Here is a 23,161-nt window from a genome sequence, read left to right on the forward strand (position 1 = left end):
TTCACTCGCACTCGGAGTCGTCCGACGGCACGCTCTACGGCATGGAAGCACCACAGCGCGAGATCCGCGCGCTGCACACGGAATCCACCATCACTGTCTATCAGGCGTACTCGCCTGCCATCGGCGGCCCCGCCGCCCGCGACGGGCGCTTCCCCGCGGCATGGCAGCGGGATCGGATGACATGGATCAAGCCGTCGTTTCTGTGGATGATGTACCGCTGCGGTTGGGGTACCAAGCGGGATCAGGAAACCGTTCTCGCCGTGGAGATCTCGCGTAGCGGCTTCGAATGGGCGTTACGGCACGCGTGCCTGTCGAGCTATCAGCCCGGTCGGTATCCCGACCTCGACACCTGGCGAAGCCAGTTGAAACGCGCTCCCGCCCGGGTCCAATGGGATCCCGAACGGGATCTGTCCCTGCGGCCCCTGCCGTATCGGTCGCTGCAACTCGGACTCAGCGGGGAGGCCGCACGGCTCTACGCGGACGAGTGGACGGTCGCCATCGATGATGTGACGCCGCTCGCGCACGAGATCCACAGACTGGTCGGCGCCGGCGAATTCGACTCTGCTGCCCGGCTATTGCCGCAGGAGCGGCCCTACCCGGCAACGGACGAACTGCTGAGCCACCTTCGTCCGTGATGACTCGATCATCTTTCTAGGGGGAGAGGTCGACCATGAGGGTGGCCAGTTGGAGGGCGGCGGCGCAAGGGTTCAGTTGGGTGGAGTGGGTGCGGTTCTGGATGCGCCAGACGATGGCGCCGTTGGCCGCCGCGGCGACCGCGCAGTCGCCGGGGTCGTGCGGGTTGCGGATGTAGAAGGCGGTGGCGGTCACTGTGCCGAGCACGTGCTTGGTGATCACCATGTGCTCGGTCTCGAAGCCGTCGGCGCGGGCGCGGTCCCAGATCTGCTGGAGCGAATCGCGGGCCGAGAAGGTGAAGCTGACACCGGCGTCGCCGTCGCCGATCTGGGCGTCCCAGAGGCAGGCCTGCGGCGTGTGGTGGGCGAGCAGCGCGGTGGCCCGCACGGCGTCGCGGATTTGATCCGTGGTCACCGGCGCGCAGTCGGCGTACGGGTGGGCGGCGACGGCGGGGGCGGCGTCGGGTGGGGGAGTACCGCATGCGGCCAGGACGCCGGCGAGCGCGGCGAGTCCGGCGATGCGGGCAGCGAACGGCTTCATCACCGCCCCTTTTCTGGATCGATCTCGGGTCGGACCAGGTGACGGTACCGAGACACGCCGAGCGTGGCCACCTGAGCAGGGGCGATCTTGCTCACTCCGTACGGTCAGCCCTGGGTCGCGGAGCCCGGCAGCGTGCCGCCGCGCAGCCGGTGATGCCGGAACGCGAGGCGCACGATATCGGCGATGCCGGAATCGGCGATCGAATAGACATTGCGTCTGCCCGCTTTACGCATATTCACCAAACCGGCCAGTCGGAGTTTTGCGAGATGCTGACTGACCGCGGGTACGGTTTGACCGATCTCGGTGGCGAGGGTGCCGACATCGCGGTCGCCCTGGCTCAGCAGCCACAGGATCTGCAGCCGGGCGGTAGCCGCGAGCATGCCGAAAACCGCTGCCGCGTCTTGTAGTTCCGCCGCCGGGATGAGGTCCGGCTCGCCGTGTTCGGTCACGTCCGCCTCCAACCTGACCGTAGCGTGGCACGGAGTCGAATACTTGCGCAACTGATTGACGAACACCGGTCACCGGGTTTCTAATTATGGATGCGCAATTCTGCGTGGATGAGCAACCAACGAAGCGGGGTGAGCGGCTGATGCCGGTTGACAGTATCGACGTCTCCAGCCGGACCGCCTCGGCGAAACGGGTTGTGCCGGTTCGTCGTTGATCTGCCAGCGCGATCCTGGCCGGTAGCGGCCGCCCGATCGCCCGGCGCGGCACCGGATTTCGACATTCTTCGACCGACAGGTCGGCGCATGGTGCGCGGACCTGTGCAGTAGGCGCGTCCGTCTCCCGCGGCCGCGCCGGGCCCGGGCGCGACTCGATGCCGCGTGCGCGCGGGCGCCGGACTCGCGCGGAGCGGGCCGCAGCCACACCAGACGTCACGAGGTATTGGAGTTCGCCATGGCGACCATGTTCAAGAGGGCCGAAACACCGCACCGCGCACCGAATCTGGAGCGTCAGGCGATCTGGTTCACGATCGGGCTCTACCTGCTGATCAGCGTCGGACTGCTGACCATGCACTACGCGCACCCGCAGGGGCCGGTCGGTTCCTCGTCGGTCTCGCCCGCCCACTCCTCCTACGGACGCTGACCGATGCGGCCCACCAGCGGCGTCGCGGCCGCCGACCGTTTCGATACCGAAGTCCTGCAACAACATTGGATCCCGCTCGCGGCGGCCGACGCGGACACCGCCGCCGTGCTGCGGGAGCGGCTCGGCGTCGATTTCGCCGCCGCGCGCCAGCGGGTCTGGGAAACCGACAACTTCCTCTATCTGCCCGTGGTGGCCAACTACAAGCGCGGCGACGCGATCGAACGCGAGACGATCGTGTTCGCGCTCGGCGCCGAGTTCCTGGTGACCTTGCAACCGGCCGAGCATTTCGTGCCGTTCGACAAGGCCATCGCGAAGATGCGGCGCAATCCGGCGCTCACCGGTTCCGCGCACGGTGTCATGTACGCCCTGCTGTGGGCGCTCAACGAGGCGTCCGAGCGGGTCATCTACTACGCAAGCGACGCATTGGAGGCGATGAACGACGAGATCGAGATGGCCACCAACGGTTACGACCAGCGCGGCCGCGAGATCGGCGTCGCCGATATGCGCGGGACCATGTCCCGGATGAACGCAGCGGAGGAGATCGTCTCGCGCACGCAGGAGACCCAGCTCCAATTGGCCCGTGCGGCACGGCATCTGATGGCCGATATCGCCGTGCACAGCGCCGAGCTGGAGAGCCTGATCGCCATCCTGATCGCCGATATCGACGGCGTGAAGCAGCATGCCGGCTTCGAGCACGACAAGGTGCGTTATCTCCAGCAGTCGGTGATGACCTGGCTCGACGTCAAACAGAACCAGATCGTGAAGGTGTTCACCATCATCACCGCGGTCTTCCTGCCGCCTACGCTGATCGCCACCTTCTACGGCATGAATTTCACCTGGATGCCGGAGCTGGAGTGGCAGCACGGCTTCCTGGCGACCACGCTGATGACCTTGGTGGCCGCCGTGATCCCGCTGGCTTACATCAAACGGAAGGGCTGGCTGCGCTGAGCGCGGCTCCCGGCCTGAATGCCGTGGTCGGGCCCGTCGTTCCATATCATGACAAGCATGACGGCCGCCGGTAGCAGCTCGCCCGCGGCGCCGCGCCCGGACGCCAGGACCGAACGCTGGCGTGCGCACCGGGAGCAGGTGCGCGGCGAGTTCGTCGATGCCGCCTTCCGGGCGCTAGCCGAGCACGGGCCCGACGTGAGCATGGACGATATCGCGCGGGCGGCCGGCTGCGCCAAACCCAAGCTGTACCGGCATTTCGCGGACAAGACGGATCTGTACCTGGCGATCCTCGAACGGGTGCAGAGCACACTGTGGGAGCGCGTGCTGGCCCGGATCAGCCTGACCACCGATACCCTCGCCCACCTGCTGCACACCGCCATCGCCGAGTACGTCGCGGTGGTCGAGGAACAGCCCGACGTCTTCCGCTTCCTGGTGCACAGCAGGATGGCCCAGCAGGCCGAGCAGCCCGAGCGTGCGATCGAGGTGGCGCAGCGCTCGGCCCTGCTGGCCGCGCAGCTGATCGAGGAGCGCCTGGTGGGTCAGGACGTCGACACCGGCAGCCTGGAGCTGACCGCGTACGCCATCTTCGGCGCGGTCGGCTCGGCCACCGACTGGTGGCTCGGCGCGAACCGGGCTCGCACCGAGGTGATGTCCACCGAGCGGTTCGCCGACCATGTCAGCATCATCGCCGAGGGCATGCTCGACGGCGTCGCCCGGTTGAACAACCTGCCGATCGACATCGATCAGCCGGTGCACCTCGCGTTCCGGACCGAATGAGTCACGACACCTCGACCGGTGCCGAAACCTGCTGCGCGGCAGCCGGAGTCGCGCGCCCTGGGTCGAGCAAGCGCAACGCCCGCCGCCCGATCCGTTCCATCCGCGCGATATCCAGGGGCTGGGCGATCCGCCGATTCACGCCCGGCGCGATGCGCAGCAGGAAGTAACCCAGCCACGCCTCGGCCCGGACCGGCACGACCGCGAGGTCGTAGCGCACCGCCCGCTGTGCCGCCCGCGCCACCAGATCCGGACTCAGCGGCGAGAAGGGCAGTTTGGCGACCACCTCCTGGACCTGCCTGGCCAGTTCCTTTCCGCGCGTGACGAGTTCCTGATCGACGCCGACCGTCACGGCGTGTTCGCCGATATTGGTGTTGATCACCCCGGGACAGATCGCGCTGACGCCGATGCCCTTGGGCCCGAATTCGAGTCGCAGACATTCGGTGAGCATCTTCACCCCGGCCTTGGACACCGAATAGGCCGACATCACCGGCGTCGGCGTGAACGCGGCCGCCGAGGCGATGTTCACGATATGGCCGCGGGTGCCGTTGTCGATCATCTGCTTGCCGAACACCCGGCAGCCGTACACCACGCCGAACAGGTTCACGCTCAGCTGGCGTTCCCAGTCGGCCGGGGACAGGTCCACGAACGCGCCGCTGACCAGCATGCCCGCATTGTTGACCAGCACATCGGGCACGCCGTGGTCGGCCAAGACGTTGCGGGCGAACGTTTCCCAGGCGTCCGGATCCGTCACGTCCAGTTCGGCCGCACTGGCTCGCCTGCCCAGAGCGTGGATCATGGCCGCGGTGGCGTGGGCCGAATCGGGGTCGAGGTCGCTGACCACGACGTGTGCGCCCGCCTTGGCGAAACGGAGCGCGATCGCCCGGCCGATGCCGCTGCCCGCCCCGGTCACCACGACCAGTTCGGGCCGGATATTGGTGCGTCTCATGCGGATTCCTCGAGGATCGCGCCCGTTCGCCGGGCAGGGGCGGGTTGCCGGTAGTGGTAGTTGTCGAGATCGAAATGCCGGTTGTGCCAGTACATCTCACCGTGCGTGGACGGGCGGAACGGCGAATCGCCGTGACTGTTGATGTAATAGGTGTTCGACCCCGCGCAGGCGGAGGTGAACAGGAAGTTCTTCTCCTGTCGTCGCAGGCATTTGGCGAAGTACGCGTCGTGGGCCTGCTGACTGATCTCGCACTCGGTCGCGCCGCGCCGTTTGGTCTCGGCGATGGCGCGGCTCAGGTGCGCCGCGGTGGCCTCGATCATCCAGATGTAGGAACCGAGCACGAAACCGTAGGGTCCGGTGATCGTGAACATGTTCGGGAACCCGGGCACCGACACCCCCTGGTAGGCCTGGAACCGGTGCCGGTCCCAGAATTCGCCGAGATCGCGCCCGTCGCGGCCGGTCACGGGGAAGGGCGGGACCGAATCCTTTTCCCACAGTTTGAATCCCGTGGCGCAGATCAGCACGTCGATCGCGTGTTCGTTGCCGTCGACGGTGGTGATACCGCGTTCGCCGATGAAGCCGATCGGCTCGGTGACCAGGCTGACGTCGGGGCGATTGAACGTGGCGAGGTACTCGTTGGACATGGACGGGCGCTTGCAGCCCAGGCCGTAGGCCGGTATCAGCTTCTCCCGGACGACCGGATCGTGTACCTGGGCGCGCATCCAGCGGCGGGCCGGGATCTCGGCCAGCCTGCGTCCCGCGTCCGAGAGCCAGGTGGGTCCGACGACCATCCCGCCCATGCCCACCTCGGTGGCGACCGTGCCGAGCACGCGGATGCCCGAGCGCAACCACGGCCGTCCCAGGACCGCGCGGCCGAGTGGGCCCACCGCCGCATCGGTTTTCGGGAAGACCCAGATCGGCGTGCGCTGGAACACGCTCAGATGAGCCACCTCGTCGACGATCGCGGGTACCAGTTGCAGCGCGGTCGCACCGGTGCCGATCACCGCCACCCGCTTGCCCGCCAACGCCACATCGTCGTCCCACAGCGCGGTGTGCATCAGGGTGCCGCCGAACTCGTGCAGGCCCGGGATATCCGGCAGCTTCGGCCGTTCCAGCCCGCCGATCGCCATCACCACGTGGCGGGCGGTGAGGGTGCGCCCGCCGTCGGTGCCGAGCAGCCACACGCGGTCGCCCTCGTCGTACACCGCGGACACGATGGTGGTGCTGAGTCGCAGCTTGGGCCGCAGCCCGTACTTGTCCACCATGGCTTCGGCGTAGTCGCGTAACTCGGTGCCGGGTGCGAAGATTCGCGACCAGTCGCCGCGCTGCTCGTAGGAGAAGCTGTAGATGAACGAGGGGATGTCCACCGCGACACCCGGATAGGTGTTGGCGTGCCAGGTGCCGCCGACCCGATCCCACTTGTCCACGATGACGAAGTCGTGAATACCCTTGCGCTGCAGCGCGATACCGGTGCCGATGCCGCCGAAGCCCGCGCCGACCACGATCACCTCGTGGTCGGGTCCGCCCGCGCTCATCGGAGGTGGCCGACGAGGGAGCCTTCGGCGCCGAACAGCTCCTGCTGCCAGCGCTGCAAGAGCTCGCGCGAGTCGATGTCGTCGGGGTGGAAACCGGGTCGCAGATACAGCACCAGTTCACGGCCGAGGCCGCGGAAGACCGGGCCGCGGAACAGCGTGAACGCCTCTTTGACCAGGCTCAGCGGATACCGCCGGGCATCCGGGTCGCGACTGAGCGACAGGGTCAGGCTGACCGCGGTGAACGGCACGGTGAGCGCGACCAGGGTGGCCATGGTGAGGATACGCATCGTCTCGGTGCCGCCCACCGCGCGGTAGACGTCGAAGGCGACCGACTTGTGCTCCAGCTCTTCGAAAGCGTGCCAGTTCAACAGGTTTCGCACTTCTTCGTCACCGGCCAGGGCCTGGATCTCCGGGCTGGACAGTACCCGTTCGGCGAGCACCGCCGTGTAGTGCTCGGCCGCCGCGGTGGCCGCGAGGTGCAGATGCGCGGGGATGCGCTGCTCGAAACGCTTCTGCCGTTCGATCACGCTCGGGGCGTCTAGCCATTTGATGGGATAGCCCATGTCGACGAGCCGGTCGTTGAGCCGGCGATGCTCCCGGCCGTGGGTCGCCTCCTGCCCGATGAATCCGGACACTCGCTCTTTCAGCACCGGATCGGTGATCTGGTCGGCGAACCGCCGTACCGAGCGGATGAACGATTCCTCGCCGGGCGGGAAACCGGCGGAGAGCCCGGCGATGAAATGGCTGAAGACCATGTCGCCGCCCGCGTAGTACTTGGCCATCGGTACCGGCTCGCCGAAGCGGAATCTGATCCGCCGTGCCTTCGGATAGCCGCTGCCTGTGCGTTGCGCTGTGCGCACCCGTTGCTCGGTCATTTCGCACCTCATTGAGCTCGGTACCGTCAGTATGCGGTACTACTAGTACGATACCGTCTCAGACGGTTTGGGCAAGAGGTGTTCGGGACCGACTGTCCGCCGCCGGGAATCGCCGAGCGATGCGGCCGTGGGTAAATGTTTGCTGAGAGGTTGCAGAGTTCCAGAAAACGGGTTACGTTCGTCCAGGACGGATAGTCGTAAGTGCCCTAGCTTTTCGAGAAGTCCCGGGAGCATCTGATGAGGAACCGACTTGTAGCTGCAACATTGCTCCATGGCAGGGCGTGAACGGCATGACCATGATGATCACGCCGCAGGACGACCTGCTGGCCACCAATGAATTCCTGCGCGACGGCGTGCGCTTCGGCGTGACGATCGGCCGGCCGCAGCCCTATCCCGCCGGGGCGGGCTGGCGCTGCCGGGTCCGCGTCGAATGCGGAACGAGCCGCCTCGAGCAGTCCCAGGTGGTCGCGCCCACCGCCCACGAGGTCCTAGAGCTGGCGCTCGAGCTGGTGACCAACCGCCTCGCCATCACCCAGGCCGAGTTCTTCGAAGGCGCGACGGTAGCTCCGCGCACCTAGGATCGCGCCCGAAGCCGGTGCGGCCGCGGCGATCTGCGGGCATCCTGTAAGGGTTGATGCAGACCTGGACAGGGGTGGTGGCTGCCGTGGACGACGATGCCGCGATGGATGCCTATTCACGCACGGTGATCTCGGTGGCCGCGTCGGTGACGCCACATGTGGCGAGTGTGCGGACGCGCCGGGGGAGTGGATCGGCGGTGGTGTTCACCGATGACGGGTTCATGCTGACCAATGCGCACGTGATCGGGTCGGCCGCCGGTGGCGAGGTGGTCTTCGCCGACGGTGTGGAGGCGAAATTCGAGGTGGTCGGCATCGATCCGCTCTCCGACCTCGCCGTGCTGCGCTCGCGCAGCGGCGCACCCGGTGCGGTGGAACTCGGTGACGCGGACGAACTCGTCGTCGGGCAGCTGGTGGTCGCCGTGGGCAGCCCGCTCGGCCTGGCGGGATCGGTGACCGCGGGGGTGGTGAGCGCGCTCGGGCGGGCTGTGCCGGTGGCGTCCCGGCGCGCCGGGCGGGTGATCGAAGACGTCATCCAGACCGATGCCGCGCTCAATCCCGGCAATTCCGGTGGGGCGCTGTCGGATTCGGCGGGTCGCGTGGTCGGCATCAACACCGCGGTCGCCGGTATCGGTCTGGGCCTTGCCATTCCGATCAACGCGACCACCCGCCGCATCATCGGCACCTTGCACACCGAAGGGCGGGTGCGCCGCGCGTATCTCGGGCTCGTCGGCATGCCCGCACCGCTGCCCGCGCCGGTGGCGGAGCGGACCGGCCAGGCCGCCGGCGTGCGCATCATGGAGGTGGTACGCGGTGGCCCCGCCGACGCCGCCGGCCTGCGCCGCGGCGATCTGGTGCTCAGTGTCGCGCGAGCGGAAGTCCGTGACGCGCAAGGCATTCAACGCCAGCTGTTCGCCGACGCGATCGGCGCCAAGCTCCCCGTCACGGTGCTGCGCAACGGCGCGATGGTCGACGTGATCGCGGTCCCCATCGAACTCACCGTCGACTGACGCACCGATTCCGTCTTCCCGCACTCCTGCTGGCCCGCCGGAGCGGGTGCGGGAACGCGGTGGGAGTGCGGCTAGTCGGCGGTCGCAGCGACCGGTTCCGGTTCCGGTATGGGCTCGGTGGTCATCCGGGCGTCGATCACCAGGCCCGCGATACCGATCGCGATCAGGACGCAGGAGAACACGATCATCGCCGGGTGGGTGTTGCCGGTGAGCGCGTCGCCGAGGATCACCGTGCCGACGGTGCCGGGCAGCACGCCGAGCAGGGTGGCGATCATGTACGGCCAGAAGCGGATCGAGGACAATCCGGCGCAGTAGTTGATCACCGAGAACGGTACGGCCGCGATGAGCCGCAGCGAGCCGACCGCGAGCCAGCCCCGCCGCCGCAGCCGGTCGTCGACGGCGCGGACCGCCGGATGGGTGAGCCGGGACGCGACCTGTTCGCGGTCCAGCGCCCGCACCAGCAGGATGGCCAGTGCGGCACTGACCGTCGTCGCGCCGACCGCGAGGGCGATGCCGAGCACCGGACCGAACAGCAGCCCGGCGCTGACCGTGAACACGGTGCGCGGAATCGGCGCGACCGTCACCAGCGCGTGCACCACGAAGAACAGCAGTGGAAAGACCGGCCCGACCGAGCCTGCCCAGTCCTGGATCTGCTGCGGACTCGGCAGCGGAACCAGCAGCGCCGCGACGAAAAGCGCCGCCACGCCGACGAGTAGCGCGAGCACTCGCGGGTCACGGATCAGCCTGGTCACCGGGGCCAGATTACCGGGTGGTAGTGGTACTAGGGAGCAACGCGTGCGGCCGGTGCCGCTAGCATCAGAAGAAACGGGACGAATGCTCGTTAACCAAAGTGGTCGCTGAACAGGGCGAACGCGGAGGTTTCGGCCCAAACCACGGGTGCGCCTGCAGTCGAGTGGAAGAGGAACAGCAAGCTATGCCGATTGCTTCAGAGCCCGGGACGGAACCGGTGCCCGAGTATGCCGCGTGGCGCAAGGGTGTGGCGGGGGTGCTGGCGAAGATCCGGCGCGTCGAGATCGCCGATCTGCCCGAGGAGCCCGAACAGCTCCTCGACGAAACCACCTATGACGGGCTGACGATAGCGCCGTTGTACACGCGCCGGAACGAACGGCCGGAACAGCCGCTGCCCGGCACGTACCCGTTCGTGCGGGGCGGTGACGCCACCCGCGACGTGCACCGCGGCTGGCACGTGAGCGCCTACTTCGGCGGCTCCGACGCGACAGCGGTCAATCGCGAGATCATGGCCGGGTTGGAGAGCGGGATCAGCGCGCTGTGGCTCGGCGTGGGCGAGCGTGGCGTCGCGGTCGCGGACCTGCCCGCCGCCCTTTCCGGTGTGCTGTTCGACCTCGCGCCGCTCGCCCTGGACGCGGGCGAGGTCACGGCCGAGGCGGCCGCGCAGGTGTTCGCGGCGCTGGACGGCTACGACGCGACCGACCGCGCGGACATTCGCGTCTCGCTCGGCGCCGCACCGTTGACCAGTCGCTTCGCCGAGCGCGGCGATCTCGGCCTGACCGAGACGGTAACGCTGGCCGAGACCGCGGCCGGCCGTACGGAGACGGTGCGCGCGATCACCGTGGACGGCACCGCCTTCCACGACGCGGGCGCCTCGGACGCACAGGAACTGGGTGCCGCCGTCGCCGCGGGCCTGGCGTATCTGCGTGCGCTCACCGAGCGCCTGGACATCGCGGATGCGCTGGAGCAGTTGGCCTTCCGGTTCGCCGCCACCGACGACCAGTTCGCCACGATCGTGAAGTTCCGTGCCGCGCGGCAACTCTGGGCCCGGGTCGCGCACGTGTGCGGTGCGCCCGATTTCGGTGGCGCACCGCAGCACGCGGTGACCTCCGCGGCCATGATGACCCAGCGCGACCCGTGGGTGAACCTGCTGCGCACCACCCTCGCGGCCTTCGGCGCCGGAGTCGGCGGCGCCGACTCGGTGACCGTGCTGCCGTTCGATTCGGCATTGCCCACCGGGGAACTCGGCGTCTCGAAGTCGTTCGCGGACCGCATGGCGCGCAACACCCAGCTGCTGCTGCTCGAGGAGTCGCGGCTCGGCTTCGTGCAGGACCCCGCGGCGGGCTCCTGGTACGTCGAGGACTACACCAGTGAACTCGCCGCGAAGGCTTGGGAATTCATGCAGGAGATCGAGGCCGCGGGCGGATACCTCGCCGCGCTGGACTCGGGTCTGCTGGCCGAGCGCATCGCGGCCACCAAGGCGGCCCGCGATGCCGATGTCGCACACCGGAAGACGGCCGTCACCGGGGTCAACGAATTCCCGAACCTGGCTGAGCAGCCACTGTCCGAAGCCGCCCGGCAGCCCGGTCGCGTCGCCCGGTACGGCGCGGCGTTCGAGGAGCTGCGCAACCGCTCCGACGCCTACCTGGCCGCGCACGGCGCCCGGCCGAAAGCGCTGCTGGTGCCGCTGGGTTCGGTCGCCGAGCACAATGTGCGCGTGACGTTCATCGCGAACCTGCTGGCCTCCGGCGGGATCGAATCGATCAATCCGGGACCGCTGGCGATCGACGGAATCGCCGCCGCCGCAACCGAAGCCGGTGCGCCGATCGCGGTGCTCTGCGGTGCGGACAAGCGCTACGGCACCGAAGCCGGTGCGGCGGTGGAGCAATTGCGCGCCGCCGGGGTGGAAACGGTGTTGCTGGCGGGTGCCGCGAAGGCGGTCGCGGATTTGAGTGACGCGCAACGACCTGATGGATTCCTCGCGGCCAAGATCGATGCGGTCGCCGCGCTGTCCGGCCTGTTGGAGAAGGTGGGAGCCTGATGACGACCAGGGAAATCAAACACGTGGTAGGCAGTTTCGCAGAGGTCCCGTTGACGGACCCGGCCGCCGCACCCGCCGCGGTGGACGCCGCGCAGGTCGACGCCTACGTGCGCGAGGCGGCCACGGCGAACCACTACGCGCCCGAGCAGTTGACCTGGTCTACGCCCGAAGGTATCGACGTGCCACCGGTGTTCACCAGGGCCGACCGGGATGCCGTTGTGGCCGAAGGGTATCCGCTCGACACCGTGCCGGGCGTCGCGCCGTTCGTGCGCGGGCCGTACCCGACGATGTACGTCAATCAGCCGTGGACCATCCGTCAATACGCCGGCTTCTCCACCGCCGCGGACTCGAATGCCTTCTACCGCCGCAATCTGCAGGCCGGGCAGAAGGGCCTCTCGGTCGCCTTCGACCTCGCGACGCACCGCGGTTACGACTCCGATCACCCGCGCGTGCAGGGCGACGTCGGTATGGCCGGTGTCGCCATCGACTCGATTCTCGACATGCGTCAGCTCTTCGATCACATCCCGCTGGATCAGGTCAGCGTGTCGATGACGATGAACGGCGCGGTGCTGCCCATCCTCGCGCTGTATGTCGTTGCGGCAGAAGAGCAAGGCGTCGCGCCCGAGCAGCTGGCCGGAACCATTCAGAACGATATTCTGAAAGAGTTCATGGTCCGCAACACCTACATCTATCCGCCCAAGCCCTCGATGCGGATCATCTCCGACATCTTCGCCTACACCAGCGCCAAGATGCCGAAGTTCAACTCGATCTCCATCTCCGGCTACCACATTCAGGAAGCGGGCGCGACCGCCGACCTGGAATTGGCCTACACCCTCGCCGACGGTGTGGAGTACATCCGGGCGGGTATCGACGCGGGCATGGCGGTCGACAAGTTCGCGCCGCGGCTCTCGTTCTTCTGGGCGATCGGCATGAACTTCTTCATGGAGGTCGCCAAGCTGCGCGCCGGACGGCTGCTGTGGAGCGAATTGGTCGCGAAATTCGAGCCGAAGAGCGCGAAATCGCTGTCGTTGCGCACACATTCGCAGACCTCGGGCTGGTCGCTCACCGCGCAGGACGCCTACAACAACGTGGCCCGCACCTGCATCGAGGCGATGGCCGCGACCCAGGGGCACACCCAGTCGCTGCACACCAACGCGCTGGACGAGGCGCTGGCCCTGCCGACGGACTTCTCCGCGCGCATCGCGCGCAACACCCAGCTGCTGATCCAGCAGGAGTCCAACACCACCCGTCCGGTCGACCCGTGGGGCGGTTCGTATTACGTCGAATGGCTGACCCATCAGCTGGCCAACCGGGCCCGTGCGCACATCGAAGAGGTGGAAGCGCACGGCGGCATGGCCCAGGCGATCGGCGAGGGCATCCCGAAGCTGCGCATCGAAGAGGCCGCGGCCCGCACCCAGGCCCGGATCGACACCGGTCAGCAGCCGGTGATCGGGGTCAACAAGTATCAGGCCGAAGAGGATCAGCAGGTCGAGGTCCTCAAGGTGGAGAACTCGCGGGTGCGCGCCGAGCAGATCGAGAAGCTGCGCCGGCTTCGCGCCGAACGGGATTCGGGCGAGGTCGAGCGGGCGCTCGCCGAATTGACCAGGGCCGCGGCGTCTTCCGAGGGAGGAATGGCGAACAACCTGCTCGCCCTGGCCATCGACGCCGCCCGCGCCAAGGCCACGGTCGGTGAGATCTCCGACGCGCTGGAGCAGGTGTACGGCAGGCACCAGGCGGAGATACGTACGCTTTCCGGTGTGTACCGCGACGAGGCAGGCAAGGTCACCAACATCACCACCGCGAGCGATCTGGTCGAGGAGTTCGCCGAGGCGGAGGGTCGTCGTCCGCGCATCCTGGTCGCGAAGATGGGACAGGACGGCCACGACCGCGGTCAGAAGGTGATCGCCACCGCCTTCGCCGATCTCGGCTTCGACGTCGACGTGGGCCCGCTGTTCCAGACCCCCGAAGAGGTGGCGCAGCAGGCGGCCGACAACGACGTGCACGTCGTCGGTGTGTCGTCGCTGGCGGCCGGCCACCTCACGCTGGTGCCCGCTCTGCGGCAGGCGCTGGCCGAGGCGGGGCGACCCGACATCATGGTCATCGTCGGCGGCGTCATCCCGCCGGACGATTTCGCCGCGCTGTACGAGGCGGGCGCGGCGGCGATCTTCCCGCCGGGCACCGTGATCGCCGATGCCGCGATCGACCTGCTGAAGAAGCTCGCGCACGAGCTCGGCCACGAAATCGGCAGCGGCGCCGGCGCATCCGCCGCCACCGAATGACCGGTCGGGACACTCCCGCGACCGCCGGCGACCTTCGGGCGGGTTCGCCCGCCGAAGGTCGCCGTCCGTCGCGCGGTCGGGCGATCGATGTCGAGGCGTTGGCGAAGTCGATCCAGGCCGGCGAGCGTGCCGCGCTGGCGCGGGCGATCACCCTGGTCGAATCGACCCGTTCGGATCACCGCGACCTCGCCCAGCAGCTGCTGCTGCGGCTGACCCCCGACGCGCACAGTTCGGCGACCGCGAACGTGTCGAATCGGGTTGGTATCACCGGTGTTCCGGGTGTCGGCAAGTCGACCTTCATCGACGCGCTCGGCATGGACCTGATCGGCAAGGGGCATCGCGTCGCGGTGCTCGCGGTCGATCCGTCGTCCACCCGCACCGGTGGCTCCATCCTCGGCGACAAGACCCGGATGGCGCGATTGTCGGTGGAGCGCAACGCCTATATCCGGCCCTCACCGACCGCGGGCACGCTCGGTGGCGTGGCGAAGGCGACCCGCGAGACCATCGTGCTGCTCGAGGCCGCCGGTTACGACGTCATCCTGGTGGAGACCGTCGGCGTCGGCCAGTCCGAGGTGACCGTCGCCAACATGGTCGATGTGTTCTGCTTTCTCACCCTGGCGCGCACCGGAGATCAGTTGCAGGGCATCAAAAAAGGTGTGCTGGAGCTGGCTGATCTGGTGGCGGTGAACAAAGCCGACGGCAAGCACGAGATGGAGGCGAAAGCCGCCGCCCGCGAGCTGACCGGTGCCCTGCGCCTCATCCATCCGCACGACGCGCTTTGGCGCCCACCGGTACTCACCATGAGCGGCCTGGAAGGCGTTGGCCTGGACAAGTTCTGGGACACCGTCCTGCAGCACCGCCGCGTCCTCACCGACGCGGGCGAATTCGACGAGAAACGCCGCCGCCAGCAGATCGACTGGACCTGGACCATGGTCCACGACCAGCTCCTGCGCCGCCTCGCCGACAACCCCCACGTAAAAGCCATCCGCACCGAAGTCGAAGCCCAAGTCCGCGAAGGAACCCTCACCGCCGCCCTAGCCGCCGAACAACTCCTGCGCGCCTTCGACACCCGCTGAGCGTATTGCGAACGGGTTGACGACGATTGCCGCGGTGTCTTCGAAATCCTTGACGTTGCGGGTTACTACGGTGAGGCCGTGGGTCAGGGCGGTTGCGGCGATGAGGCCGTCGGCCATGTCGATCGAGGGGGCGCTGAGGCGGGACCAGGTGCGGGCGATGTCGGCGGTGACGGGGAGGATGCGGTCGCTGTAGCGGGATTCGATGTCGGAGATGGCGGTGTCGAATTTGTCTGCGCGTGCGTTGTCGCCGCGTCGGCGCAAGAGGGCGACGCCGCGGCGTAGTTCGCCGAGGGTGATCACGCTGAGCCACTGGTCGGCTTGTCGTGTCGCACGGAACCAGTCGAGTACTGCGGGAGCGGGTTTCGGGCGCATCAATTCGGACAGCACATTGGTGTCGAGCAGGTAGGTCATGCGGTGATCACCCGGCCGCGGAGTCGGGGGTGGGTGCGTCGAACAGATCCACGTCGCGGGGCTTGCTGTGCTGCCGGTCGGCCGTGACCTCGTCGATTACATCGGCGACCTCGTCGCCGAGGCCCGCGAAGGTGACGAGCAAATGGTCGACGAAGCTGATGTCGGGCCGGGTGAGCCTGCGGTATTCGTTGATGTCGACGACCACGGCCACCGCGTCCCCGTGCCGGGTGATGGTCTGCGGCTCCGTCTCCGCGGCGCGTAGCACCTCGGAGAAACGCTGTTTCGCCTCCTGAACCTGCCACTGCATGGTGCTGTCTCCTGCCTCTATCGTCATCGGCTGCATCTAGACAGTCTAGACATAGACAGTAGGGCTGTCGAGTGGTGTGGCTGCCGGTTTGGGTGGGCGCATCTCGCGGTGTGGCGAATCAGCTTGCGTCGCCCAGGGATTCGAGAAGGATGCGCAATGTGGCGGCGAGCTGGTCGCGTTGTGCGGTCGACAGGGGGGCGAGTAGGCGCTCTTCGGTCGAGACGTGGTCGGGGAGGGCCGCGTCGATGAGGGTGTGGCCGGCGGCGGTGAGGGTGACGCGGACGCCGCGGCCGTCGGATTCGCTGCGGGAGCGGCGGACCAGGCCGCGTTCTTCGAGGCGGTCCAGGCGCTGGGTGATGGCGCCGGAGGTGACCATGGCGGAGTGCATCAGCTCGGTGGGGGTCAGGGTATGCGGCGGCTCGCTGCGGCGCAGGGTGGCCAGGACGTCGAAGGAGGCCGGGTCGAGGTCGTGGGCGGCGAAGGTCCGGCGCAGTTCGACGCCGGTGAGCTGGGTCAGCCTGGACAGCCGCCCGAACACCGACATGGGAGAGACATCCAGGTCAGGGCGTTGAGCCTGCCATTGCGCGAGCACTCGGTCGACGTGATCGGTCACTCTCGCACTCTAGCGAATACCTCAGCGGTGAGATACTTCATAGCCCGGATTGCTTAGCCCTAAGTTAGATTTCTTAGAGCTAAGCAATCCGAGGTGGAGGAGAGATCATGCGCATCACGGTGTTCGGCGCGACCGGTGACGTCGGCAGCCGGGTGGTGGCCGAGGCCCTGGCCAGGGGGCATGAGGTGCTCGCGGTCGTCCGCGATCCCGCGAAGGCGGCCGCCGTGCCCTCGGCCGCCGAGGTCCGGGTCGGTGACGCGAGCAACCTGGACGACGTCGTATCACTCAGTGCCGGACAGGATCTGGTGATCACCGCGACCCGCCCGCCGGTGGGGCAGGAGCACGAGTTGCCCGCGCTCACCTCGGTGCTGTTGACGGCGCTGGCGCACGTCGGGGTCCGGCTGCTCGTGGTCGGGGGCGCCTCGACGCTGCGCGTACCCGGCGCCGATGACGTCACGCTGCACGAAACCCCGGATTTCCCCGCCGAATTGCGACCGATCGCGCAGGCCTGCGCCGAGCAGTTCGCGCTGGTGCACGCCGAAGAGGTCGCGGACTGGACCTATCTGAGTCCGCCAGCGGAACTCGTGCCGGGCGAGCGCACGGGCGTCTATCGCCTCGGTGCCGACGAGTTGCTCGCCCGCGCCGATGGTGTGTCGACCATTTCGATGGAGGATTTCGCGGTCGCCCTGCTCGACGAGGCGGAACGCCCCGCGCACCGGCGCGCCCGTTTCACCGTCTCCGCCGTCTGACCGCTATTCGAGGTCGAACAGTTCCGCCGCGTTGCGGTAGCAGACCCGGCGCAGCCAATCATCGCCCATATCCAGTCGTTCCAGCGCGTACACGGCGTGGTCGTAGGTGTAGGGAATGTTCGGGAAATCGCTGCCGAAAAGAATGCGGTCGCCGAGGGCCTGCATGCGGCCGCGTTCGGCGTCGGGAAACGGATCCACTTCTTCGAAGAAATCGGTGAACGTCATGGTCGTGTCCAACCGGAGCCGCGGGTATTCCTCGGCCAGATCGAAGAATTCGGTGTACTCCGGCGCACCCATGTGCGCGATGATGAGCCGTAGCCGCGGAAAGCGGCGCAGCAGTGCGGCAATGGGTGCGGGCCCGGTGAATTCGCCGGGGACCGGCCCGGAGCCGCAATGGATCAGCACCGGTGTCGCGGACTCCTGGATCAATGCCCACACGGGATCGAGCAACGGATCGCCGGGATGGAAGCGGCCGACCTGGATGTGCACCTTGAACAGGCGCGCACCGCGCTCCAGCGCCGTGCGCACGTAGACTTCGGCGCCGGGCTCCGGATAGAACGTCGCGGTGTGCAGGCAATCCGGTGTGCGCTCGGCGAATTCGGCGGTCCACTCGTTGAGCCAGGCCGCCATCTCCGGTTTGTGCGGGTAGACCAGCGCGCTGAACGCGCGAACACCGAAGCCGCGCAACGTCTTCAACCGCACCTGCTCGTCGTCGCGGTAGGTGATGGGCCAGGCGCGGGCGGTGAGCGGACCGGCGGCGTCGAAGTAAGCCCACACCTTCTGCATCACCGGTTCAGGCATGAAATGGGTGTGCACGTCGATGATTCCGGGCAGGCCGAGCCGCGCGCGGAACTCGGCGAGATACGCGGTGTCGTCTTGGTCGCCGCTCACGGTCGCTCCTGTCACTGCTCGGGCGCGGGCGGGTGGATCGCCCGCGCGAAATCGCCGATCCGGCTGATCAGGCGATCGAAGAACAAGTCCTGGTCGGTGCCGATCACGATGTCCGCGTTGGGTTCCCGGCCCCACATGCCCGCCCAGTCGGCCACCGTCGTCGCGCGGGTCAGTGTTCCGGCGAGTTCGACGTCGACGGTCGCGGGCCGGGTGACGGCCGAAGCCGGGTCGAGCGCGACCGCCGCCGCGAACGGGTCGTGCATGTGCGCGAGATAGCCGAGGTCGTAGAGCTGGTGGAAGTCGAAGTAGAACCGGACCGCGTCCGTAACGTGCCGGACGATCGGATTGCTCGCCGCCGACCTGGTCCCGACCGGATCGGTGGGCGAAACCGCTTCGACCGGTTGGCTGCCCGCGCGCTCGGCGAGCAACGCCAGGTGCTTCGGGCGCATCTCGATCGTTTCGGTGATGTCCAGCGCACACACGATCGGCCTGCGGTCGGGCGGGGCGGCGGAGAACGCGTCGAACACCTCCTTCGCGGCCTCGGGGTCGACGTGCACGTTCCATTCGTTGGTGGGCGTGGTGTTGCCGGGGTGGTTGAACGCGCCACCCATGATCACCAGGCGGTGCAGCAAGGCCGGCAGGTCGGGCGCCAAGCGCAGGGCGAGCGCCAGATTGGTGAGTGGGCCGGTACAGAGTCCGACGATCTCGCCGGGGTGGGCGCGCACCAGATCGACCCACATCTGTGCGGCGCTGCGCGGCGACAGTGTGCGATCAGACGTGGGCAGTTCGGCATAGCCGACACCGTGCGGACCGTGGGTGTCCTCGGTGGTGCGCAGCGGGATCGCGAGCGGTGCCGGCGCGCCGAGCGCGACCTCGATCTCGGGTGCGCGGCACACGTCGAGCCAGGCGAGGTTGTTCGCCGCGACCTGTGCCGCGGGCACGTTGCCCGCGGTCGACGCGATGCCGATGATCTGCGCCTCGGGAGAGGCGAGCAGATAGAGCAGCGCGAGGGAATCGTCGACCCCGGTATCGACATCCATGATGATCTTCTGCCGCACTCCACGAGACTAGCCTCGCTGCGCCCCGCGCTCGCCGCCCGGGACCGCTGGCACATGCGTCTGGCACAAATGTCTGATCACGTTGTAACCTGGCCGGATGGGAAACCGGGAAGATCTGCTGGCGGGTGCGCGCAAAGCCATCGTCGAGCGCGGCGTCGCCAAGACCACGGCCAGGGATATCGCGGCCGCCGCGGGCGTGAGCCTGGCCGCGATCGGTTACCACTTCGGTTCCAAGGAACAGTTGATCACCGAGGCGCTCGCCGACGCGCTCGGCACGGCGATCGGCGACAACATGGAGTCGATGATCCGGGAGAGCAGCGGTGTCCCGCTGCTCGCCGGATTCGCGCAACTGTGGAACGGCATGCCCGAGGTGTTCGCGCAGAACCGGGACAGCATGGTCGCCAGCATGGAGAACATCGTGCGGGTCGCGCGGTCGAGCGAGGCGAAGGATTTCTACGCCGAGAGCCTGCCGGCGATCTACCGCGAGATGGGCGCGGCGCTGCGGACGGCCCACCCGAACCTTACCGAGGAGCAGGCCGAGTCGATCGCCCAGCTGTATTTCGTGCTGGCGCAAGGGCTCGGCGTGCTCTGGGTCATCGCGCCGAACGGCGCACTGCCGGACGGGAACCGGCTGGCCGAAGCCCTGACGGCGATCGCGGGCGACCGCGCCGCAGGTGCATGACCGGCCGGAACCCGCTGGTGCTCAGTGCTCTTCGTTCAGCACGCCCGCCGGGACGTGTCGCAGCCGCAGCACCGCGATCACCGAGAGGACAACGGCCGCGACCGCGGTGATCCCCGCCGTGACGTGCACGCCGTGCAGGAACGCCGCCCGCGCCGCGAGCAGCACCGCCTCGCCGAGCTCGCCGGGCAGCCCCGCGCTCGTTTCCACCGCGGCACCCAGGGTGTCGCGCACCGAGCGGCCGGCCTCCGCGGGCAGTCCGGCGGGCAAGCTCTCGGCCAGATCGCCGCGGTACAGCGCGATACTGATGCTGCCGAGGATCGAAATGCCCAGTGCGCCGCCGAGTTCCGCGCCGGTCTCGGACACACCCGAGGCCGCCCCGGCCTGCTCCGGCGGCGCGGAGCCGACGATCAGCTCGGTGGTGATGCCGAACACCGGCGCCATCCCGAGCGAACTGACGATCGACGCGGCGACCGCGAGCGCGAGGCCGCCCGTGACGGCGAGCTGCGTCATCATCACCATGCCGACCGCGGTCGCGGCCATGCCGGCGCCGATCACGTACGCGGGCCGCACCACCCGCACGATGCGCGGCGCGAGCTGGGAACCGACGATGAAACCCAGGCCCGAGGGCGCCATCGCGATACCGGTGCCGAGCGGGGAGAGCCCGAGCACCAATTGGAAGTACTGCGCGACGAACAGGAAGTAGCCGAAGGCGACGAAGATGCCGACCACGTTGATCAGCAACGCGATCCGGAACGTGCCGAGCCGGAACAGCCGCAGGTCGAGCATCGGGTCGGGCCGGTGCAACTGCCTGCGCACGAACACGATTCCCGCCGCGACGCCGGCCGCCAGCGCGAGCAGCGCGGTGCCGCCGATGCCGTCCTGCGCGATCTTCTTCATGCCGAACACCAGCGCGATCATGGTCGCGACACACAGCGCCGCGCTCACCGGATCCAGTGTGGCGGCGGCATCGTCACGGAACTCCGGCAGCACCTTCGGCCCGATCACCAGCAGCAGCGCCATCACCGGCACCGCGAGCAGGAAAACCGAACCCCACCAGAAGTATTCGAGCAGCACGCCACCGAACAGCGGGCCCACCGCGCCGCCCGCGGAGAACGCGCCGATCCACACGCCGACCGCGACCGAGCGCTGCCGCATATCGCGAAACATGTTGAAGATCAACGACAACGTGGACGGCGCCAGGGTCGCGCCCGCGATGCCGAGCAGCGCCCGGCACAGGATCAGGGTCTCCGCGGTGGGCGCGAAGGCGGCGATCACCGAAACCACCGCGAAGGCCGCGGCGCCCGCGAGCAGCAACCGGCGGCGTCCGATGCGATCGCCGAGCGTGCCCATCGTGATCAGCAATCCGGCCACCATGAAACCGTAGATGTCGATGATCCACAGCAGCTGCGAGCTGGTGGGGTGCAGGTCGGCGCTGATCATCGGCACGGCCAGGTGCAGCACCGTGAGGTCCATCGCGTAGACGAGACAGGCGAGGGCGAGCACGCCGAGCCCGATCCACTCACGTCGCCCGGCTCGGGGCAGCGCCGCGCCCGGTGGGCGGTCGAGGGTGCTGTCCACGGGGTCGGGCCCTTCTGCTGCGATGTCCAGGAGCGTCATGCCTGTTCTGACGAAACAGGCAGTCCCATCTCATCGGTCACCGACCGGAAACCGCAAACGATTTTCCGCAGCCCGCAGCCCGCAGCCCGCAGCCCGCAGCCCGCAGCCCGCAGCCCGCAGCCCGCAGCCCGCAGCCCGCAGCCCGCAGCCCGCAGCCCGCAGCCCGCAGCCCGCAGCGTGTCGAGTGCCCGCCGAGCGCGGACCGTGCCCGCCGAGCGCCGACCGTGCCCGCCGACTGCCGACTGCCGACGCGACTGCCGCCTCCGACTGCCGACTGCCGACGCGACTGCCGCCTCCGACTGCCGAGCGCCGACCGCGACTGCCGCCTCCGACTGTCGCCCGCGACTGCCCCGCACCGCCCGCGGCGACCGAGCGCCGACCGTCTGACAGCTACCCCCGCGGCTAATGCGTCCGCAACGGCCAGGCGGGCCGATCGTTGCCATAGGCGGGGGCGGGCCACGTATACGCGGGGTACTCCGCGATCGCCGGTGCGGCGGTGCACGCTTCCCCGTGATAGACCGCGGTAGCGGGGTCGGGTGCGGCCGCCTGCGGATGGCGTGGCGTGCGATCCGGGGCGTTGAGCAGCCAGGAGGCCGTGCGCGCCAAGGAGACTCGCACGTCGCGCCCGATCCCGTCGGTGGCGCGCGCGGTGAGCGCGTCGATCACGCCCGCCGCGAGCAGGTAGCCGGACGCGTGATCGAGCGCCTGGGCGGGCAGTGTGCCGGGCACCGCGGGCGAGCCCTCGGCGATCGCGATGCCGGAGGCCGCCTGCACGATGCTGTCGAAGCCGCGCCGGCCACCCCACGGCCCGAACTCGCCCCACGCCGAGACGCGCCCGTGGATGAGCCCGGGGCGTCTGGCCGCGGTGACGCCCGCGTGCGCGAGCGCGCCGGGCCGATAGCCGGTGACCAGCACGTCCGCGGCGGTGAGCAGGTCGTTGAACTGAGGCAGCCGGTCCCGCAGATCCAGCAGCGTGGACCGCTTGCCCTGCCCGGTGTCGGCGTACTGCCACGGGATCTCGGGCAGGTGCGGCGGGTCGACCCGCAGCACCTCCGCGCCGAGCAGGGCGAGGGTCCGGGTGGCGACGGGCCCGGCGATCACCCGGGTCAGGTCGAGCACGCGCAGGCCGCGCAGCGGCTGGAAAGGTGCTGCGCCCATGGGCAATCCGGGTTCGCCGCGGTCGGGGCGGCGTTCGATCGCGACGACCGGCCCGGCCGCTGCGGAGCGGCCCGCGGGGCTCTGCGCCCACTCTTGTTCGGTGCGCACCCGCACCGCGATCGCGCCGTGCGCGGCGGCGTGGTCTTCGATATCGACGGCCCGGCTCATCGCCATCTGCGCGACCGCGAGGTCCACGGGCGCGTCGATCGGCAGCCCGAGCGCGGTGAGCAATCGGTCGCGGTGGTGCGGATAGTTGGCGTGCGTGCGGACCCATCCGTCATAGGTCGGGAAGAACCCGGACAGGTCGGCGAACATGGTCGCGGGCGCACCGTGGAAGCGCAGCAGGCGTTCGCTGGAGAACGCGGCGGTGATCCGGACGGGGTCGATGCGGTGCGCCACCGGATCGAGGCCGCGGATCGTGCGCAGGCGGTTGGCCGCGGCGGTGAGCGCGGCGACCGATCCGGCGGCCAGTGCCCAGACCGGTAGTGTCGCAGCGAGATTGCTGCCGGGGTCGGGGGCAGGCGTAATGGCGGAGGGGGTGACACCGATTCCGGCTTCGTAGTCGTGGACCAGCCGTGTGTGCGCGTTCACGCGAACGAGCGTA

General features: G+C 68.6%; 24 protein-coding genes. 11 read left to right on the forward strand and 13 right to left on the reverse strand.

Translation table 11 applies throughout. The features are described 5' to 3' along the window. Positions 1 to 41 precede the first annotated feature (41 nt). Positions 42 to 635, forward strand: a complete 594-nt coding sequence (locus O3I_RS19805) for a DUF4291 domain-containing protein (protein WP_014984742.1) — start codon at positions 42 to 44, stop codon at positions 633 to 635. Positions 636 to 651: 16 nt separating this feature from the next. Here O3I_RS19805 and O3I_RS19810 read toward each other — a convergent pair whose 3' ends face one another. Next, positions 652 to 1,173, reverse strand: a complete 522-nt coding sequence (locus tag O3I_RS19810) for a DUF3558 family protein (protein WP_014984743.1) — start codon at positions 1,171 to 1,173, stop codon at positions 652 to 654. A 104-nt stretch (positions 1,174 to 1,277) separates the two neighbouring features. Continuing rightward, complete coding sequence (locus O3I_RS19815; protein WP_237748335.1) at positions 1,278 to 1,622, reverse strand: ArsR/SmtB family transcription factor; 345 nt, start codon at positions 1,620 to 1,622, stop codon at positions 1,278 to 1,280. A gap of 448 nt (positions 1,623 to 2,070) precedes the next feature. Between O3I_RS19815 and O3I_RS19820 the strand changes: the two genes are divergently transcribed. The 3 genes from O3I_RS19820 to O3I_RS19830 are packed head-to-tail and all read left to right on the forward strand — an operon-like array spanning position 2,071 to position 3,984. Further along, positions 2,071 to 2,259 carry a hypothetical protein gene (locus O3I_RS19820; protein WP_014984745.1) on the forward strand — a complete coding sequence of 63 codons (189 nt, stop codon included), beginning with the start codon at positions 2,071 to 2,073 and terminating at the stop codon, positions 2,257 to 2,259. A 3-nt stretch (positions 2,260 to 2,262) separates the two neighbouring features. After that, positions 2,263 to 3,207 carry a CorA family divalent cation transporter gene (locus O3I_RS43875; RefSeq protein ID WP_014984746.1) on the forward strand — a complete coding sequence of 315 codons (945 nt, stop codon included), beginning with the start codon at positions 2,263 to 2,265 and terminating at the stop codon, positions 3,205 to 3,207. 57 nt (positions 3,208 to 3,264) lie between these two features. Continuing rightward, complete coding sequence (locus tag O3I_RS19830; protein ID WP_014984747.1) at positions 3,265 to 3,984, forward strand: TetR/AcrR family transcriptional regulator; 720 nt, start codon at positions 3,265 to 3,267, stop codon at positions 3,982 to 3,984. A 1-nt stretch (position 3,985) separates the two neighbouring features. On the opposite strand, the gene O3I_RS19835 is transcribed toward O3I_RS19830, so the two are convergent. The 3 genes from O3I_RS19835 to O3I_RS19845 are packed head-to-tail and all read right to left on the reverse strand — an operon-like array spanning position 3,986 to position 7,340. Next, entirely contained in the window at positions 3,986 to 4,930 is a 945-nt protein-coding gene (locus tag O3I_RS19835) for an SDR family NAD(P)-dependent oxidoreductase (RefSeq protein WP_014984748.1), read from the reverse strand. Further along, on the reverse strand, positions 4,927 to 6,465 hold the full coding sequence (locus tag O3I_RS19840) for a flavin-containing monooxygenase (RefSeq protein ID WP_014984749.1): 1,539 nt from the start codon (positions 6,463 to 6,465) through the stop codon (positions 4,927 to 4,929). The genes O3I_RS19835 and O3I_RS19840 overlap by 4 nt, the downstream gene beginning before the upstream one ends. Then, positions 6,462 to 7,340, reverse strand: coding sequence for a metal-dependent hydrolase (locus O3I_RS19845; protein ID WP_014984750.1), 879 nt, complete (start codon positions 7,338 to 7,340; stop codon positions 6,462 to 6,464). The genes O3I_RS19840 and O3I_RS19845 overlap by 4 nt, the downstream gene beginning before the upstream one ends. A 290-nt stretch (positions 7,341 to 7,630) precedes the next feature. On the opposite strand from O3I_RS19845, the gene O3I_RS19850 reads away from it, so the two are divergent. Together O3I_RS19850 and O3I_RS19855 are read left to right on the forward strand one after the other, a co-directional pair. Next, entirely contained in the window at positions 7,631 to 7,918 is a 288-nt protein-coding gene (locus tag O3I_RS19850; RefSeq protein WP_106387040.1) for a hypothetical protein, read from the forward strand. A gap of 56 nt (positions 7,919 to 7,974) precedes the next feature. Further along, positions 7,975 to 8,925, forward strand: a complete 951-nt coding sequence (locus tag O3I_RS19855; protein ID WP_051066685.1) for a S1C family serine protease — start codon at positions 7,975 to 7,977, stop codon at positions 8,923 to 8,925. A 71-nt stretch (positions 8,926 to 8,996) separates the two neighbouring features. On the opposite strand, the gene O3I_RS19860 is transcribed toward O3I_RS19855, so the two are convergent. Further along, the gene (locus O3I_RS19860; RefSeq protein ID WP_014984753.1) at positions 8,997 to 9,677 is read right to left on the reverse strand and encodes a TVP38/TMEM64 family protein; all 681 of its coding nucleotides are present in this window, start codon (positions 9,675 to 9,677) and stop codon (positions 8,997 to 8,999) included. Between the two features lie 182 nt (positions 9,678 to 9,859). On the opposite strand from O3I_RS19860, the gene O3I_RS19865 reads away from it, so the two are divergent. From O3I_RS19865 to meaB, 3 genes are read left to right on the forward strand one after another with little or no spacing between them, the layout of a single operon-like run. Next, positions 9,860 to 11,716, forward strand: coding sequence for a methylmalonyl-CoA mutase family protein (locus tag O3I_RS19865; protein ID WP_014984754.1), 1,857 nt, complete (start codon positions 9,860 to 9,862; stop codon positions 11,714 to 11,716). Next, positions 11,716 to 13,995, forward strand: a complete 2,280-nt coding sequence (gene scpA / locus O3I_RS19870; protein WP_014984755.1) for a methylmalonyl-CoA mutase — start codon at positions 11,716 to 11,718, stop codon at positions 13,993 to 13,995. The genes O3I_RS19865 and scpA overlap by 1 nt, the downstream gene beginning before the upstream one ends. Then, on the forward strand, positions 13,992 to 15,071 hold the full coding sequence (meaB, locus tag O3I_RS19875) for a methylmalonyl Co-A mutase-associated GTPase MeaB (protein WP_014984756.1): 1,080 nt from the start codon (positions 13,992 to 13,994) through the stop codon (positions 15,069 to 15,071). The genes scpA and meaB overlap by 4 nt, the downstream gene beginning before the upstream one ends. On the opposite strand, the gene O3I_RS19880 is transcribed toward meaB, so the two are convergent. The 3 genes from O3I_RS19880 to O3I_RS19890 form a co-directional block, all read right to left on the reverse strand. Then, positions 15,030 to 15,482 carry a type II toxin-antitoxin system VapC family toxin gene (locus tag O3I_RS19880; RefSeq protein WP_014984757.1) on the reverse strand — a complete coding sequence of 151 codons (453 nt, stop codon included), beginning with the start codon at positions 15,480 to 15,482 and terminating at the stop codon, positions 15,030 to 15,032. The genes meaB and O3I_RS19880 overlap by 42 nt on opposite strands. Before the next feature lie 7 nt (positions 15,483 to 15,489). Beyond that, positions 15,490 to 15,825 carry a type II toxin-antitoxin system Phd/YefM family antitoxin gene (locus O3I_RS19885; protein WP_202804950.1) on the reverse strand — a complete coding sequence of 112 codons (336 nt, stop codon included), beginning with the start codon at positions 15,823 to 15,825 and terminating at the stop codon, positions 15,490 to 15,492. Positions 15,826 to 15,907: 82 nt separating this feature from the next. Beyond that, on the reverse strand, positions 15,908 to 16,402 hold the full coding sequence (locus O3I_RS19890; protein ID WP_041562725.1) for a MarR family winged helix-turn-helix transcriptional regulator: 495 nt from the start codon (positions 16,400 to 16,402) through the stop codon (positions 15,908 to 15,910). Between the two features lie 107 nt (positions 16,403 to 16,509). Between O3I_RS19890 and O3I_RS19895 the strand changes: the two genes are divergently transcribed. Next, positions 16,510 to 17,151 (forward strand): NAD(P)-dependent oxidoreductase, encoded by a 642-nt coding sequence (locus tag O3I_RS19895; protein ID WP_014984760.1) that lies wholly within the window; start codon positions 16,510 to 16,512, stop codon positions 17,149 to 17,151. A 3-nt stretch (positions 17,152 to 17,154) separates the two neighbouring features. On the opposite strand, the gene O3I_RS19900 is transcribed toward O3I_RS19895, so the two are convergent. Both O3I_RS19900 and O3I_RS19905 read right to left on the reverse strand, forming a co-directional pair. Further along, a complete protein-coding gene (locus O3I_RS19900) occupies positions 17,155 to 18,042 on the reverse strand; it encodes an amidohydrolase family protein (protein ID WP_014984761.1) in 888 nt (295 codons plus the stop codon). A gap of 11 nt (positions 18,043 to 18,053) precedes the next feature. After that, positions 18,054 to 19,100 carry a nucleoside hydrolase gene (locus tag O3I_RS19905; protein ID WP_014984762.1) on the reverse strand — a complete coding sequence of 349 codons (1,047 nt, stop codon included), beginning with the start codon at positions 19,098 to 19,100 and terminating at the stop codon, positions 18,054 to 18,056. 97 nt (positions 19,101 to 19,197) lie between these two features. On the opposite strand from O3I_RS19905, the gene O3I_RS46810 reads away from it, so the two are divergent. Continuing rightward, positions 19,198 to 19,782 carry a TetR/AcrR family transcriptional regulator gene (locus O3I_RS46810; protein WP_014984763.1) on the forward strand — a complete coding sequence of 195 codons (585 nt, stop codon included), beginning with the start codon at positions 19,198 to 19,200 and terminating at the stop codon, positions 19,780 to 19,782. Positions 19,783 to 19,803: 21 nt separating this feature from the next. Here the strand turns inward: O3I_RS46810 and O3I_RS19915 are convergent, their stop codons facing one another. Both O3I_RS19915 and O3I_RS19920 read right to left on the reverse strand, forming a co-directional pair. Beyond that, a complete protein-coding gene (locus O3I_RS19915) occupies positions 19,804 to 21,399 on the reverse strand; it encodes an MFS transporter (protein ID WP_014984764.1) in 1,596 nt (531 codons plus the stop codon). Between the two features lie 402 nt (positions 21,400 to 21,801). Further along, the gene (locus O3I_RS19920; RefSeq protein WP_014984765.1) at positions 21,802 to 23,148 is read right to left on the reverse strand and encodes a CoA transferase; all 1,347 of its coding nucleotides are present in this window, start codon (positions 23,146 to 23,148) and stop codon (positions 21,802 to 21,804) included. Positions 23,149 to 23,161: the final 13 nt, after the last annotated feature.

Source organism: Nocardia brasiliensis ATCC 700358, assembly GCF_000250675.2.
GTDB lineage: Bacteria > Actinomycetota > Actinomycetes > Mycobacteriales > Mycobacteriaceae > Nocardia > Nocardia brasiliensis_B.

Coding starts and splice junctions, on each gene's coding strand:
- O3I_RS19805 (WP_014984742.1), top strand. CDS start 42: ATGGAAGCACCACAGCGCGAGATCCGCGCGCTGCACACGGAATCCACC.
- O3I_RS19810 (WP_014984743.1), bottom strand. CDS start 1,173: ATGAAGCCGTTCGCTGCCCGCATCGCCGGACTCGCCGCGCTCGCCGGC.
- O3I_RS19820 (WP_014984745.1), top strand. CDS start 2,071: ATGGCGACCATGTTCAAGAGGGCCGAAACACCGCACCGCGCACCGAAT.
- O3I_RS43875 (WP_014984746.1), top strand. CDS start 2,263: ATGCGGCCCACCAGCGGCGTCGCGGCCGCCGACCGTTTCGATACCGAA.
- O3I_RS19830 (WP_014984747.1), top strand. CDS start 3,265: ATGACGGCCGCCGGTAGCAGCTCGCCCGCGGCGCCGCGCCCGGACGCC.
- O3I_RS19835 (WP_014984748.1), bottom strand. CDS start 4,930: ATGAGACGCACCAATATCCGGCCCGAACTGGTCGTGGTGACCGGGGCG.
- O3I_RS19840 (WP_014984749.1), bottom strand. CDS start 6,465: ATGAGCGCGGGCGGACCCGACCACGAGGTGATCGTGGTCGGCGCGGGC.
- O3I_RS19845 (WP_014984750.1), bottom strand. CDS start 7,340: ATGACCGAGCAACGGGTGCGCACAGCGCAACGCACAGGCAGCGGCTAT.
- O3I_RS19850 (WP_106387040.1), top strand. CDS start 7,631: ATGACCATGATGATCACGCCGCAGGACGACCTGCTGGCCACCAATGAA.
- O3I_RS19855 (WP_051066685.1), top strand. CDS start 7,975: ATGCAGACCTGGACAGGGGTGGTGGCTGCCGTGGACGACGATGCCGCG.
- O3I_RS19865 (WP_014984754.1), top strand. CDS start 9,860: ATGCCGATTGCTTCAGAGCCCGGGACGGAACCGGTGCCCGAGTATGCC.
- scpA (WP_014984755.1), top strand. CDS start 11,716: ATGACGACCAGGGAAATCAAACACGTGGTAGGCAGTTTCGCAGAGGTC.
- meaB (WP_014984756.1), top strand. CDS start 13,992: ATGACCGGTCGGGACACTCCCGCGACCGCCGGCGACCTTCGGGCGGGT.
- O3I_RS19880 (WP_014984757.1), bottom strand. CDS start 15,482: ATGACCTACCTGCTCGACACCAATGTGCTGTCCGAATTGATGCGCCCG.
- O3I_RS19885 (WP_202804950.1), bottom strand. CDS start 15,825: ATGCAGCCGATGACGATAGAGGCAGGAGACAGCACCATGCAGTGGCAG.
- O3I_RS19895 (WP_014984760.1), top strand. CDS start 16,510: ATGCGCATCACGGTGTTCGGCGCGACCGGTGACGTCGGCAGCCGGGTG.
- O3I_RS46810 (WP_014984763.1), top strand. CDS start 19,198: ATGGGAAACCGGGAAGATCTGCTGGCGGGTGCGCGCAAAGCCATCGTC.
- O3I_RS19915 (WP_014984764.1), bottom strand. CDS start 21,399: ATGACGCTCCTGGACATCGCAGCAGAAGGGCCCGACCCCGTGGACAGC.